Below are 12,602 nucleotides of genomic sequence, written 5' to 3' on the forward strand. Positions count from 1 at the left end.
TGATGACCTCGGCCCCACTGCTGCGAGCGGATGACGGGACTCGAACCCGCGACCCTCACCTTGGCAAGGTGATGCGCTACCAGCTGCGCTACATCCGCGTATTCATCGCCTCCCGGTGACTTCCGCCCCCGGTGGGCTGTTGGTGAACACTTTAGCCCACGGTTCGGAGGCCGTTCACCGGGGGTCCCCCCTTCCGCGTCCGGTCAGCCGACCGCGCGGGTGGGGGTGAGCCGGAGCAGGACCCGGTTCTCCGAGCGCATGGCCTCGCGGTAGGACTCCCAGTTCTCGTGCTCGCCGGAGATCGAGCGGTAGTAGCCCTCCAGGAGCGGCAGGGCCTCGGGCAGTTCGACGATCTCGACGTCGGCGTCGACCTGGAACCAGCGCCCGAAGAACGCGTCGGGCAGCACGCACAGCCAGGCGCGCGGGTCGCGGCGGAGGTTGCGCACCTTGCCCGAACCGGACTTGGTGCTGATCACCACCCGGCCCTGCTCGTCGACCGTCGCCAGGACCGGTGTCATCAGCGGTGTTCCGTCGGTGCGCAGGGTTCCCAGCACCGCGCGGTGCTGGTCGCGGATCAGCTCGCGGGCCTCGTCGACGTCCATCCGGCACCTCCCGAATCAGATGTGCTCGGAGCGTAGTGGTTCAGCCGGGTTGTTTCCGGCCCGGAGGGTTGGCTCGGACGCCGGACATGATCGACAATGAGCGCGGTGTTGGCGGCCCGTTCCGTGCGTGCCATCACCCTCCGGGCCGATGACAGGAGCGGTACCGTGGCACCACGCTCGGTGACAGACGTGGTTCGAGTGGCGAGTTGGCGTTCGAGTGACCAGCCCGGGTGGGCGGGGAGGCGACGATGAACCGGGTGGTTCGAGGCTCCGACGGCCGGGAGTGGACGATCAGGGCGAACCTGGAGTGGTCCAACCCGATCGTGGTGGACGAGTTCGAGCACGACGTCAACGGCGGTTCGACGCCGGCGATCGTGGTGGGCGCGGCCCTCGCGTCCCTGGTGGTGGTGTTCATCGCCTGGACGCCCGCCGAGGTCATCATCCCGAGCTGGCTGATCGCGGTGATCGTGCTCGCGATCCTGTTCTTCCCGATCCGCTGGATGCTGCACCGCCCGTGGACCCTCACGGCGTCCACGCCGGGCGACGCCGACGAGAACCCGCCCGAGACCTGGGTGGGCGTCGTGCGCGGGTTCATCGAGGTGCGCACCGAGGTCTCGCAGGTGGCCCGCCACATCGAGCTGTACGCGGAGCCGGACATGAACGGCAGGCTTCAGCCCACGGAATGAGAGGGCGGCGCAGGTAGCCGAACCCGACCCGCAGCGGTGCCAGTCGCTCGGGTGGGGAGCACATTCCGCCGCTCCGCCGACGTTCCTGCGGCACACTGGGGTCGTGCCCGAACTTCCCGAGGTGGAGGCGCTGGCCCAGCACCTCCGCGACCACGCCGTGGGGCGGACGGTGGCGCGCGTCGACGTCGCCTCGATGAGCGTGCTCAAAACCGCCGATCCGCCGTGGACCGCGCTGCACGGCCGCGAGGTCACCGGTGCGGTCAGGCACGGCAAGTACCTCGACCTGGACTGCGGCGGCCTGCACCTCGTGTGCCACCTGGCGCGGGCCGGCTGGCTGCGCTGGTCGGACAAGCTCGCCACGACCCCGCCGAAGCCCGGTCGCGGGCCGATCGCGCTGCGCGTGAACCTCGGCGGCGTCGGCTTCGACCTGACCGAGGCCGGCACCCAGAAGAGCCTCGCCGCCTGGATCGTCGACGACCCGGCCGTGGTCCCGGGCATCGCGAAGCTGGGGCCGGACGCGCTGGAGCTCGATGCCGACGGGCTGGCCGCGCTGCTGGACGGGCGGACCGAGCGGATCAAGACCGTGCTCACCGAGCAGTCCACGATCGCGGGAATCGGCAACGCCTACTCGGACGAGGTCCTGCACGCCGCCAAGCTCTCCCCGTTCGCCACGGCCGGCAGGCTCGACGCCGCGGCCGTGACCCGGCTGCACACCTGCGTCCAGGACATCCTCCGCGACGCGGTGGAGCGTTCGCTGAACCAGGACGCCGCGCGGCTCAAGGCGGAGAAGCGGTCGGGGATGCGGGTGCACGGCCGCACCGGTTTGCCGTGCCCGGTGTGCGGTGACACGGTTCGGGAAGTCTCCTTCGCGGACCGGTCGATGCAGTACTGCCCGACGTGCCAGACCGGTGGGAAGCAGCTGGCGGATCGCAGGATGTCCCGGCTGCTCAAGTGAGTTGTCCACAGGTTGTGGACAACTGCTGGGGTTGTGCACAGGGATTGTCTGCCGAACGGGCGAGCGGATTCCGCTGAATGGAACGCATCTGTACCGTTCACCGACGGAAACCCCGCACTGGCCGTAGCCGTCTTGATTCGCGGCGTGCCGCTCGTGCAGATTGATGTTGTGGCGGAGTTGTTGACAGAGCGGACGGTCCTGACCACGCTCGCTGCGCTCGCCGTGCTGGGCATGTTCGTGCTGTTGTGCCGGGCGCGTCGGGTGAGCACTTCGGTGGAGGACGCCACGCTGGCGGCTCTGCACCGGGTGACCAGAGCGGCGCCCTACCTGCGCGAGGGCCTGAACCAGGAATCGGCGGACAAGACCGGTCCGCATCTGCGGGAGCTGCTGGCCTGCGTCGCGGTCGGCATCGTCGACGGCGACGGAACCCTGCTGACCTGGGACGGCGAGGCCAATCACCACTACGCCGACCTGCGCACCAAGATCGAGCAGGTGCTGCGCACCGGCAAGCGCGACTTCCTCGACCACGGCGACGTGGTCTGCGAGCAGCGGCCGTGCCCGATGCGGCACGCGGCCGTGGTGCCGCTGGAGGTCGAGGGCCACGTCCGCGGCGTGCTGACGGTCATCGCCGACGGCGATCGCAAGCGGCTCCTGCGCGCCGCCGCCGAGGTCGCCCACCACGTGTCCACCCAGCTCGAACTCGCCGAGCTGCAGGAGTCCAAGGAGCGCCTGGCCCAGGCCGAGGTGCGCGCGCTGCGGGCGCAGATCTCCCCGCACTTCATCTACAACGCGCTGAACACGATCTCCTCGCTGATCCGCACCGACCCGGAGCACGCGCGCGACCTGCTGCAGGAGTTCGCCGACTTCACCCGCTACTCGTTCCGCAACAGCGGGCTCTACACGACGCTGGCCGACGAGATCCGCAACATCGACCGGTACCTGACGCTGGAGAGCGCGCGGTTCGGCCCGGACCGGCTCAACGTGCAGCTCAAGATCGCTCCCGAGGTGCTGCCGGTGGTGGTGCCGTTCCTGGCGCTGCAGCCGCTGGTGGAGAACGCCGTCCGGCACGGCCTGGCCAACAAGCCCGGCGGCGGGACGGTCTCGGTGACCGCCGAGGACAACGGGTCCGAAGCGCTGATCAGCGTCGACGACGACGGCATCGGGATGGACCCGGAGCTGCTGGACGCCGAGCTCGCCAACGCCCACCTCACCGGTGCGCACGTCGGGCTGGGCAACATCAACAACCGGATGCGCGCCACCTTCGGCAACGACTACGGGCTCGTCGTGGAGACCGAGAAGGGCGCAGGCATGAAGGTCATCATGCGAGTGCCCAAGTTCGCCCCCGGTGTCCGGCCGGAGCCGCTGGCTCCCGTGGACGAGCCGGGCGTGGGTTTGGCCGCCGGACCCGCCGCGGGCCGGTAGCGTCGGGGTATGGACGAGAAGGCACCCCAGAAGTTCGTCGACGCGGTCACGGCCAAGCTGCCCAAGGAGCTGACCGAGAAGTTCAGCGGAAAGCTGCCAGGCATGAACGAGCGCGGCCCGGTCGTGGCGGTGGTCAAGCTGCACGGCGTCATCACGTCGCAGCCGTCGCCGATGGGGCGGCCCTCGATCTCGCTGCAGAACGTGGATTCGGCGCTCAACCGGGCGTTCTCGCACGACCGCCTCAGCGCGGTGGTGCTGTCGATCAACTCGCCGGGCGGTGCTCCCACCCAGTCCGCGCTGGTCGCGGACCGGATCCGCGGCCTGGCGGCGGAGAAGGACGTCCCGGTGATGGCGTACTGCGAGGACGTCGCCGCCTCCGGTGGTTACTGGCTGGCCTGCGCCGCCGACGAGATCTACGCGCACCAGACCTCGCTGGTCGGCTCGGTCGGCGTGGTCAGCGCCAGCTTCGGGATGACCGGCCTGCTGGACAAGCTGGGCGTCGAGCGCCGGGTCTACACCGCCGGTGAGAACAAGGTGCGGCTCGACCCGTTCCGCCCGGAGAAGGCCGAGGACGTGCAGTGGCTGCGCGGCCTGCAGGACGAGCTGCACGGGCAGTTCCGGGACTGGGTGCGCGAGCGCCGCGACGGCAAGCTGAACGGCAGCGAGGAGGAGCTGTTCTCCGGTGAGGTCTGGACCGGCGCGAAGGCCGCTGAACTCGGGCTGATCGACGGCGTCGGCACGCTGCGCGAGATCATCGAGCGCAAGTACCCGGACGCCCAGGTGCAGACCGTGGAGGGCCGCAAACCGCTGCTGGCGCGCCTCGGGATGTCCTCGGGCGTGTCCAGAAATCCCGTGGCGAACCTGGTTTCCGGGCTCGACGCGCTCGAACACCGCGCCATGTGGGATCGTTTCGGCCTGTAGAGGCTTGTGCTTCGGGTCCCTGCCGGGGAAGACTCGGCGGGGACCCGTTTTGCGTGGTGTTGCGGACAAAACTGGTCCGGTTCGGCTAGGGGTCGTTCGCTCGATCAGCCCCGCACGTTGATCCATTCGGGCGAAAATCGGCTTCGCAGGACAGATTCTTGCCCCCGGCCCCTCGTGGAGAACCCCCGTGCTGCGCTAACAACTAGGGTTCTGCGGCCACGTTCGCGAGATCGGCGGGAGGCCGGATGGGACATCGGGACATGGACAGTGCGCCGAGGGCGCGGCACGATATGGCGTTGCATTGAGTACACGAGAGAACCCCGCCGGACTCGTCGTCCTCGCCGTCGACGACGAGCGGGCCGGGCTTGACGAGATGAAATTCCTGCTCGGCAGCAACCCTCGCGTCGGGCGGGTGCTGACGGCGTTCGACGCCGCCGAGGCGCTGCGGTTGCTGCGCAGCGACGATCCGGAGCTGATCGGCCGTCGCGACGAGGACGAGTCCATTGTGGACGCCGTGTTCGCGGACGTCTCGATGCCGGGGCTGTCGGGGATGGAGCTGGCTCGGGTGCTCACCGCGTTCCGCAACCCGCCCGCGCTGGTGTTCATCACCGGGCACGAGGAGAACGCCCTGGAAGCGTTCGAGGTCGGCGCGCTGGACTACATCATGAAGCCCGCCAACTCCGACCGCGTCGACCGCGCGCTGCGCGGCATCGAGAAGAACAAGCAGCAGTCCGGCAAGAGCGGTTCGCCCCAGCCGCTCGAAGCCGCGACGCCCGAGGACGACGAGGTCATCCCGGTCGAACTCGCGGGCACCACGCGGATGATCCCCCGCAAGGAGGTCCGCTGGGTCGAGGCGCAGGGCGACTACGCGCGGCTGCACACCACCGAGGGCTCCCACCTGGTCCGGATTCCGCTGGCGCAGTTGGAGGAGCGCTGGGGCGAAGCCGGATTCCTGCGCATCCACCGGTCGTACCTGGTCTCGCTCGCGCTGGTCACCGAACTGCGGATGTCCTCGTCCGGCTACTCGGTGGTGCTCGGCGGCGGGCCGCCCAAGGAACTGCCCGTGTCGCGTCGGCACACCAGGGAGCTCAAGGACCGCCTGGTGAAGGCGCCGCGCGACAACTGGGGCCAGCAGTGAGCGGGAACGGATGAGCCCGGAGGGCTTCGACGTCCGCGCCCGGCTGAGCGAGTACTCGCCCCGGCCGAGGCGCAAGCGCGTCGTGCTCGCCGACCGGCGCGGACCGCACGTCCCCCGGGTCCGCGTCGAGGTCGATGAGCAGACCGGAGCGCTGGAGGGGCTGGTCAGAGACCTCGTCGAGAAGCAGCTGCGGGCGGCGTTGCTGCTGTCCGGCGTCGTCGGCGCGGTGCTGCTCGGCTTGCCGCTGGCGCTCTGGCTGGTCCCGTCCCTCGGTGAGTTCCAGGTCTTCGGGCTGCGGCTGCCCTGGCTGGTCCTGGGCGTCCTGGCCTACCCGTTCCTGGTGTTCATCGGCCTGCTGTTCACCCGCAAGGCCGAGCGAAACGAAGAGGACTTCCTGGGAATGCTGGAGGAGTAGGTCCTTGGTGCTCGGCAGCGGCGGAACCGGGGCGGGCGAGCGGGTTCGCCGCTTGCCCGACGGCTGTTTCGGCCGCGGTCGCTGCTCTGCGTAAGGTGGGTGCGACTCTGAGGCGCCAGATGGCTGGGTGAGATGTTCTCGAATCTGTGGTCTTTGGGCGGCGTCGTGCTGATCGTCGTCGCGACGCTGGGCATCGGCCTGTGGGGCTCGCGCTCGGCCCGGACCACCGATTTCTCCGCCGCGCGCAAGCCGGTTCGGGAAGAGCGCAACGCCGCGGCCATCTCCGGCGAGTACCTGTCGGCCGCGTCGTTCCTGGGCGTGGCGGGTCTGGTGCTCAAGGACGGTGTCGACGCGCTCTGGTACCCGATCGGTTTCGCGGCCGGCTACCTGGCGCTGATGGTGTTCGTCGTGGCGCCGATGCGCCGCTCCGGCGCCTACACGATGCCGGACTTCGTCGAGGCGCGGCTGAACTCGCTGGATCTGCGCTCGCTGTCCACGGTGATCGTGCTGGTCATCGGCTGGTTGTACCTGGTGCCGCAGTTGCAGGCGGCCGGGATGATGCTCTCCGCCATCGTCGGGTTCGAGTACCACGCAGGGATTCTCGTGGTGGCGGTGATCGTGCACGTCAGCGTGGTCAGCGGCGCGCTGCGCGCGGTGACGCTCGTGCAGGCGTTCCAGTACTGGGTGAAGCTGTTCGCGATCACCCTGCCCGCGTTCGCGCTGCTGATGGTGTTCCTGGTCGGCGGGCAGCAGCAGGCGCTGGACGAGCCGAGCACGCCGTTCTTCCAGCAGGACACCGCGGTCCGCGTCGAGACCGACGTGGTGCTCCAGGTCAGCGAGCCGGTCTGGCTCACCGCCACCGAGGGCTCGGGGCAGGCGGGCGCGATGTTCCTGCAGCCGGGGGAGCACCCGGTTCAGGCGGGCAGCGAGCTGCGGTTCCCCGCCGGTGCGGCCGTCCCGGTGGTGACCGGGGCGGTGCCGGACAACGCGAGCTGGCTGCGACCCCAGCAGGACGGGCTGACCGGACTGCTGGAGACCTATTCGGTGCTGATCGCGACGTTCCTGGGCACGATGGGCCTGCCGCACGTGCTGGCCCGCTTCTACGCCAACCCCTCGGGCGCGGGCGCGCGCCGGACCGCGCTCTACGTGCTGGGACTGCTCGGGGCGTTCTACCTGTTCCCGACGATCTTCGGGCTGCTGTCCCGGCTGTACGTCCCGCAGCTGCTGGTCACCGGCCAGACGGATGCCGCGGTGCTGCTGCTGCCGCACGCGATGTTGGGCAACTGGGTCGGCGGGGTGCTGGCCGCGATCACCGCGGCGGGCGCGTTCGCCGCGTTCCTGTCGACCTCGTCGGGCCTGGTCATGAGCCTGGCCGGGGTGCTGTCCGCGCGGGACGTGCTGTGGGGCCGGACGATGCGGTTCCGGTCGGCGGCGGTGCTGTCCTGCGCGGTTCCGGTGGTGCTGGCGCTGGCGGTGGACGACCACGACCTCGCGCGCAGCGTGGGTCTGGCGTTCGCGATGGCCGCCTCGACGTTCTGCCCGGTCCTGGTGCTGGGCATCTGGTGGCGCGGGCTGACCGCGGCCGGTGCGGCGTGCGGCATGGTCACCGGCGGATCGCTGGTGCTGCTCTCGGCCTTCGCCGCGCACCTCGCCGGGCACACGAGCTGGTGGGCGCAGCTCGCGTCGCAGCCCGCGCTGTTCACGGTGCCGTTGGCGTTCGCGGTGACCTACCTGGTCAGCCTGGCGACCCGGGCGCGCGTGCCGGGCGGTGTCTCGCGGCTGATGCTGCGGCTGCACGCGCCGGACCGGCTGGGCTTCGTGGACAGCAGGCCGGTCTCCGAGCCCGTTTCCAAGCACGGTCGCCACGAGCGCTGAGGCTGTGCGGGATCAATTGTCCCGCTGAACGTTCTTCGCCCCGCCAACCGTGTGGTTGGCTGCGGGTTTGACTACTTTCCGTCGACAATTCCAAGATATTCCGAAGAATCAATACTCCGTCCGAATGAAAAGCTTCCCAATCGGCACAATTCGATGCATCCTGTTGAGGGGTTAACTTCACTCGATCGTTAGCGCACATACTCCCAACGGGCCTACCCACCGATGCGCCAGGTTCCGTAGCGTTCCGGCGTTGTGTGATTCAGGCTCATGCTTGGCGATAACGCGAGGCTGAGCCTTTCTTTGTGGAAGGAGTGCCGTGAGCGCCACGGACCAAAACGGGTCCGGGTCCGGTATTGACGCCGAAACCTGGGCCGCTGCGCAAAGCAGTCCCGAATTCGCCCAACTGCGCAAGCGACTGCGCAACTTCGTGTTCCCCGTGTCGGCGTTGTTCCTGGTCTGGTACCTCGTGTACGTGTTGCTCGCCGACTACGCGCACGGCTTCATGAGCATCAAGCTGGTCGGCAACATCAACGTCGGACTTGTGCTCGGCCTGCTTCAGTTCGTGTCGACCTTCGTGATCACGACCTGGTACGTCCGCTACGCCAACAAGAACCTGGACCCGGTCGCCGAAAAGATCCGGGAAGACGTTGAGGGGGGCGGCAAGTGAGCACGTTCCAAGCTGTTTCCGCCGCCCAGCCGATGGCTGCAGAAGCGGCCGGTGGCAACTCGTTGCTGAACATCGGAATCTTCGCGATCTTCGTGGCCGTCACGATGGTGATCGTGTTCCGGGCGAGCCGGAACACCAAGACCGCCTCGGACTACTACGCCGCCGGGCACGCGTTCAGCGGGCCGCAGAACGGGATCGCGATCTCCGGCGACTACCTGTCGGCGGCGTCGTTCCTCGGCATCGCGGGCGCCATCGCGGTCAACGGTTATGACGGGTTCCTGTACTCCATCGGCTTCCTGGTGGCCTGGCTGGTCGCCCTGCTGCTGGTGGCGGAACTGCTGCGCAACACCGGTCGCTACACGATGGGTGACGTGCTCAGCTTCCGGATGCGGGAGCGCCCGGTGCGCACGGCGGCCTCGCTGTCCACGCTGGTGGTGAGTTTCTTCTACCTGCTGGCGCAGATGGCCGGTGCCGGTGGCCTGATCGCGCTGCTGCTGGGCATCACCGACAAGGGCGGGCAGGCCATCGTGATCGCCGTGGTCGGCGCGCTGATGATCCTCTACGTCCTGGTCGGCGGCATGCGCGGCACGACCTGGGTGCAGATCATCAAGGCGGCGCTGCTGATCGCCGGTGCCTTCGTGATGACGGTCTGGGTCCTGGCCCTGTACGGGTTCAACCTCTCGGCGCTGCTCGGCCACGCGGCCGACGTCGCAGGCGAGAAGGTGCTCAACCCGGGCGCGCAGTACGGCAAGACGGAGACCAGCAAGCTGGACTTCATCTCGCTGGGCATCGCCCTGGTGCTGGGCACCGCCGGCCTGCCGCACGTGCTGATGCGCTTCTACACCGTGCCGACCGCCAAGGAGGCGCGTCGTTCGGTGGTCTGGGCGATCTGGCTGATCGGCCTGTTCTACCTGTTCACGCTGGTCCTGGGTTACGGCGCCGGTGCGCTGGTGGGACCGGACGCGATCAAGGACGCCCCGGGCGGGGTGAACTCGGCTGCTCCGCTGCTGGCCTCCTACCTGGGCGGTCCGCTGCTGCTGGGCTTCATCTCCGCGGTCGCCTTCGCGACGATCCTGGCGGTGGTGGCCGGTCTGACGATCACGGCCTCGGCCTCGTTCGCGCACGACATCTACGCGAACGTGATCAAGAAGGGCAAGGTCGACGACAAGCAGCAGGAGGTCCGCGTCGCGCGGATCACCGCGCTGGTCATCGGCGTCGTGTCGATCCTGGGCGGCATCGCGGCCAACGGGCAGAACGTGGCCTTCCTGGTCGCGCTGGCCTTCGCCGTCGCCGCCTCGGCGAACCTGCCGACGCTGCTGTACTCGTTGTTCTGGAAGCGCTTCAACACCACCGGCGCGCTGTTCAGCATCTACGGCGGTCTGGTGATCACCATCGTGCTGATCATCTTCTCGCCGGCGGTCTCGGGCGACGACGAAGCGATGTTCCCGGCGATGGACTTCGCGCTGTTCCCGCTGAAGAACCCGGGCCTGGTGTCGATCCCGCTGTCGTTCCTGCTCGGCTACCTCGGAACGATCTTCAGCAAGGACGAGAACGGCGGCAAGAAGTACGCCGAGATGGAGGTCCGCTCCCTCACGGGTGCGGGCGCGGAGAAGGCGGTCCAGCACTGACCCGATCCACCTCGTGACGAACGCGCCCCGGACCTGCCCAGGTCCGGGGCGCTTCGTTCGAGGCAGGGGCGGTTTGGTCCGAACCGACCGGGCGAATGCGACATCGATCATGAACGGTTCGGACCAAAACCGCCCGCACCCTCACACCGAAGAGACTTCCGACGTGGCAGCATCGGGGCGTGACTACTCCACCTCCTGGACAGGTGCCCGGCGTCGAGCCGGTGGAACTGCCCGAGAAGCTGCCCCAGGGCAGCGTGCTGCTGGACGTCCGCGAGGACGACGAGTGGCAGGCCGGGCACGCCCCCGAGGCCGTGCACATCCCGATGAGCAAGCTCGTCGAACGCCTCGATGACATCCCGGAAGCCGACCAGATCTACGTGGTGTGCCGCTCGGGCGGTCGTTCGGCGAAGGTCACCGCGTACCTCAACGCCAACGGCTGGGACGCGGTCAACGTCGAGCGCGGCATGAACGGCTGGTCGGCCATCGGCCGTCCGCTGGTGTCCGACGGGTCCGACGGCGAGCCGTACGTGCTGTGACACCTCCGCCCCAGCACGACCGGATGGAGTGGGTCGCCACTCCGCCCGGCGGTCCGCGTCGCGCCCGGCAGCGGCGACGGCCGCGTCCGTACACCGGCCCGCCGTCCTATCCGGCGCCTCCGCGCTGGGGCTTCCCGCTGCTGGCCTGGCGCTGGCCGCTGGCGCTGCCCACGAACGGCCGGGTCGACCAGGCGGAACGGGCCGGGGCCACGGCCGCCACCGCGATCGCGGCCCTGTGGGTGACCGCGGGCGTCGCGGCGCTGGCGACCTTCGCCGAGGCGTGGCGCTACGTGTTGCTGCTGTTCAGCAGGGGCGAAGCGCTCTCGCGGACGGTGCTGGCGATCTCCGACGCGCTGGTCGGCACCACGGGCCTGATCCTGGTCCTGATGGGCGTGCTGACCGGCGTGTTCGTCGTGCTGTGGGGTCTGCGCGCGCGGGCCGCGGCGGCCGAGCGCATCGGCGTCCGCAGCGCCCGGCCGGACTGGCAGGTCGTGGCCGGCGTCCTGATCCCGGGCGCGAACCTGCTGATCCCGGGCGCGGCGGTGGCCGAGCTGGAGCACTCGCTGCTGGTCGCCGAGGGCGACCGGGAGAAGGGTGCGCGCCCGTGGCCGAGCCTGCGAGTCCGGTTCTGGTGGGCGCTGTGGGCGGCCACCGTGGTGGTCGGCCTGCTCGCCTTCGGCTGGACGTTCCGCGACGGAGTCCAGGCCCTGGCCGACGGGGTCGTGCTGCACGCGGTCAACAACGCGCTGGTCACGGTGCTGGCGGTGGTCACCGCGCGGCTCATCGACCACTTCATGCGGTTGCTGCTGCCGCCGGACCCGGCCGAGCTGAACCGGCAGCGGGTCCACGCGGTTCGCGCCGCTCCTCCGCCGCCGCGCGCCGCGCGCCCGGACACGGCTCGCCGCTGAGGTGGGTCACAAGTGACGGCGGTGTTCGCGTCCGGTCCGGATACTGGTGGTGTGGCGGAGATTCCTGAGGTCGTCGCGCACCGGGGCGCGTCCGCGCACCGCGCCGAGCACACCCGGTCCGCCTACGAGCTGGCGCTGGAGCAGGGCGCCGACGCCCTGGAGTGCGACGTCCGGGTCACCCGCGACGGTCATCTGGTCTGCGTGCACGACCGCCGCATCGACCGGACCTCCAGCGGACGCGGCGTGGTCAGCGCGCTGACCGTGGCCGCGATGGCGGAGGTGGACTTCGGCCGCTCCGCCGCCGAGTACGGCGTGCTCACCCTGGACGAACTGCTCGGCATGGTGCGCGCGAACGCGCGCCCGACGAGGTTGTTCGTGGAGACCAAGCACCCGGTCCGCTACGGCGGTCTGGTCGAGCACAAGCTGGTCGCGCTGCTGGCCCGGCACGGTCTGGCCGCGCCGGACGACCCGCGCGATTCCCAGGTCTTCATGATGTCCTTCGCGCCCGCAGCGGTCCGCCGCTTCAAGGAGACGGCGCCCCGGGTGCCGACGGTGCTGCTGTTCTCGCGGTTCACCGGAACCCGCCGGGGTGGCGTGCTGCCGCCGTGGGCGGACCTGGCCGGACCGGACGTGCGACTGCTGCGCGAGGACCCGGGCTTCGTGTCGCGCGCCGCCGCGCTGGGCCGCGACACCTACTGCTGGACGGTCGACGCGCCCGCCGACATCGATCTGTGCCGGAGCGCGGGCGTGCGGTACCTCGCGACGAACTCGCCCGAGGGAACCCGGCTCCACCTGGCTGATCCCGATGCCGCCCACTTCGGTAGCGTCACGGGGTAGTCACCGCCAGCG

13 protein-coding genes and 1 tRNA gene are annotated in these 12,602 nt (G+C 69.6%); 12 read left to right on the forward strand and 2 right to left on the reverse strand.

Annotated features, from left to right (window positions below):
* Positions 1 to 25: 25 nt before the first annotated feature.
* Positions 26 to 98 (reverse strand) — tRNA-Gly (locus tag AB0J91_RS31245).
* Between the two features lie 105 nt (positions 99 to 203).
* Complete coding sequence (locus tag AB0J91_RS31250; protein WP_363876173.1) at positions 204 to 602, reverse strand: PPOX class F420-dependent oxidoreductase; 399 nt, start codon at positions 600 to 602, stop codon at positions 204 to 206.
* A 248-nt stretch (positions 603 to 850) separates the two neighbouring features.
* On the opposite strand from AB0J91_RS31250, the gene AB0J91_RS31255 reads away from it, so the two are divergent.
* The 12 genes from AB0J91_RS31255 to AB0J91_RS31310 all read left to right on the forward strand — a co-directional run bounded on the left by AB0J91_RS31255 (position 851) and on the right by AB0J91_RS31310 (position 12,590).
* Positions 851 to 1,288, forward strand: coding sequence for a DUF983 domain-containing protein (locus AB0J91_RS31255; protein ID WP_363876176.1), 438 nt, complete (start codon positions 851 to 853; stop codon positions 1,286 to 1,288).
* Between the two features lie 103 nt (positions 1,289 to 1,391).
* On the forward strand, positions 1,392 to 2,243 hold the full coding sequence (locus AB0J91_RS31260) for a DNA-formamidopyrimidine glycosylase family protein (protein WP_363785217.1): 852 nt from the start codon (positions 1,392 to 1,394) through the stop codon (positions 2,241 to 2,243).
* A gap of 168 nt (positions 2,244 to 2,411) precedes the next feature.
* Positions 2,412 to 3,665, forward strand: a complete 1,254-nt coding sequence (locus AB0J91_RS31265) for a histidine kinase (protein ID WP_132677624.1) — start codon at positions 2,412 to 2,414, stop codon at positions 3,663 to 3,665.
* A gap of 9 nt (positions 3,666 to 3,674) precedes the next feature.
* Positions 3,675 to 4,586 (forward strand): S49 family peptidase, encoded by a 912-nt coding sequence (locus tag AB0J91_RS31270; RefSeq protein WP_363876179.1) that lies wholly within the window; start codon positions 3,675 to 3,677, stop codon positions 4,584 to 4,586.
* A 301-nt stretch (positions 4,587 to 4,887) separates the two neighbouring features.
* Positions 4,888 to 5,724 carry a LytTR family DNA-binding domain-containing protein gene (locus AB0J91_RS31275; RefSeq protein ID WP_363785211.1) on the forward strand — a complete coding sequence of 279 codons (837 nt, stop codon included), beginning with the start codon at positions 4,888 to 4,890 and terminating at the stop codon, positions 5,722 to 5,724.
* A gap of 10 nt (positions 5,725 to 5,734) precedes the next feature.
* A complete protein-coding gene (locus AB0J91_RS31280) occupies positions 5,735 to 6,139 on the forward strand; it encodes a hypothetical protein (protein WP_363876182.1) in 405 nt (134 codons plus the stop codon).
* A gap of 132 nt (positions 6,140 to 6,271) precedes the next feature.
* Positions 6,272 to 8,014 (forward strand): cation acetate symporter, encoded by a 1,743-nt coding sequence (locus AB0J91_RS31285; protein ID WP_363876185.1) that lies wholly within the window; start codon positions 6,272 to 6,274, stop codon positions 8,012 to 8,014.
* Positions 8,015 to 8,366: 352 nt separating this feature from the next.
* The gene (locus AB0J91_RS31290) at positions 8,367 to 8,681 is read left to right on the forward strand and encodes a DUF485 domain-containing protein (protein WP_207922257.1); all 315 of its coding nucleotides are present in this window, start codon (positions 8,367 to 8,369) and stop codon (positions 8,679 to 8,681) included.
* Between the two features lie 32 nt (positions 8,682 to 8,713).
* Positions 8,714 to 10,309: a cation acetate symporter gene (locus tag AB0J91_RS31295; protein ID WP_363876235.1), complete on the forward strand. Its 1,596-nt coding sequence runs from the start codon at positions 8,714 to 8,716 to the stop codon at positions 10,307 to 10,309.
* Positions 10,310 to 10,512: 203 nt separating this feature from the next.
* Positions 10,513 to 10,845 (forward strand): rhodanese-like domain-containing protein, encoded by a 333-nt coding sequence (locus AB0J91_RS31300; protein ID WP_363786324.1) that lies wholly within the window; start codon positions 10,513 to 10,515, stop codon positions 10,843 to 10,845.
* The gene (locus AB0J91_RS31305; RefSeq protein ID WP_363876189.1) at positions 10,842 to 11,753 is read left to right on the forward strand and encodes a DUF4328 domain-containing protein; all 912 of its coding nucleotides are present in this window, start codon (positions 10,842 to 10,844) and stop codon (positions 11,751 to 11,753) included. The genes AB0J91_RS31300 and AB0J91_RS31305 overlap by 4 nt, the downstream gene beginning before the upstream one ends.
* A gap of 51 nt (positions 11,754 to 11,804) precedes the next feature.
* Positions 11,805 to 12,590, forward strand: coding sequence for a glycerophosphodiester phosphodiesterase family protein (locus tag AB0J91_RS31310; RefSeq protein ID WP_363876192.1), 786 nt, complete (start codon positions 11,805 to 11,807; stop codon positions 12,588 to 12,590).
* Positions 12,591 to 12,602: the final 12 nt, after the last annotated feature.

This window comes from Saccharopolyspora sp. NPDC049357 (assembly GCF_040677225.1).
Classification (GTDB): domain Bacteria; phylum Actinomycetota; class Actinomycetes; order Mycobacteriales; family Pseudonocardiaceae; genus Saccharopolyspora.

Bases quoted from the DNA above. Each gene is read 5' to 3' on its own strand.
- AB0J91_RS31295 (WP_363876235.1), top strand. From the start codon at position 8,714: ATGGCTGCAGAAGCGGCCGGTGGCAACTCGTTGCTGAACATCGGAATC.
- AB0J91_RS31280 (WP_363876182.1), top strand. From the start codon at position 5,735: ATGAGCCCGGAGGGCTTCGACGTCCGCGCCCGGCTGAGCGAGTACTCG.
- AB0J91_RS31250 (WP_363876173.1), bottom strand. From the start codon at position 602: ATGGACGTCGACGAGGCCCGCGAGCTGATCCGCGACCAGCACCGCGCG.
- AB0J91_RS31270 (WP_363876179.1), top strand. From the start codon at position 3,675: ATGGACGAGAAGGCACCCCAGAAGTTCGTCGACGCGGTCACGGCCAAG.
- AB0J91_RS31285 (WP_363876185.1), top strand. From the start codon at position 6,272: ATGTTCTCGAATCTGTGGTCTTTGGGCGGCGTCGTGCTGATCGTCGTC.
- AB0J91_RS31255 (WP_363876176.1), top strand. From the start codon at position 851: ATGAACCGGGTGGTTCGAGGCTCCGACGGCCGGGAGTGGACGATCAGG.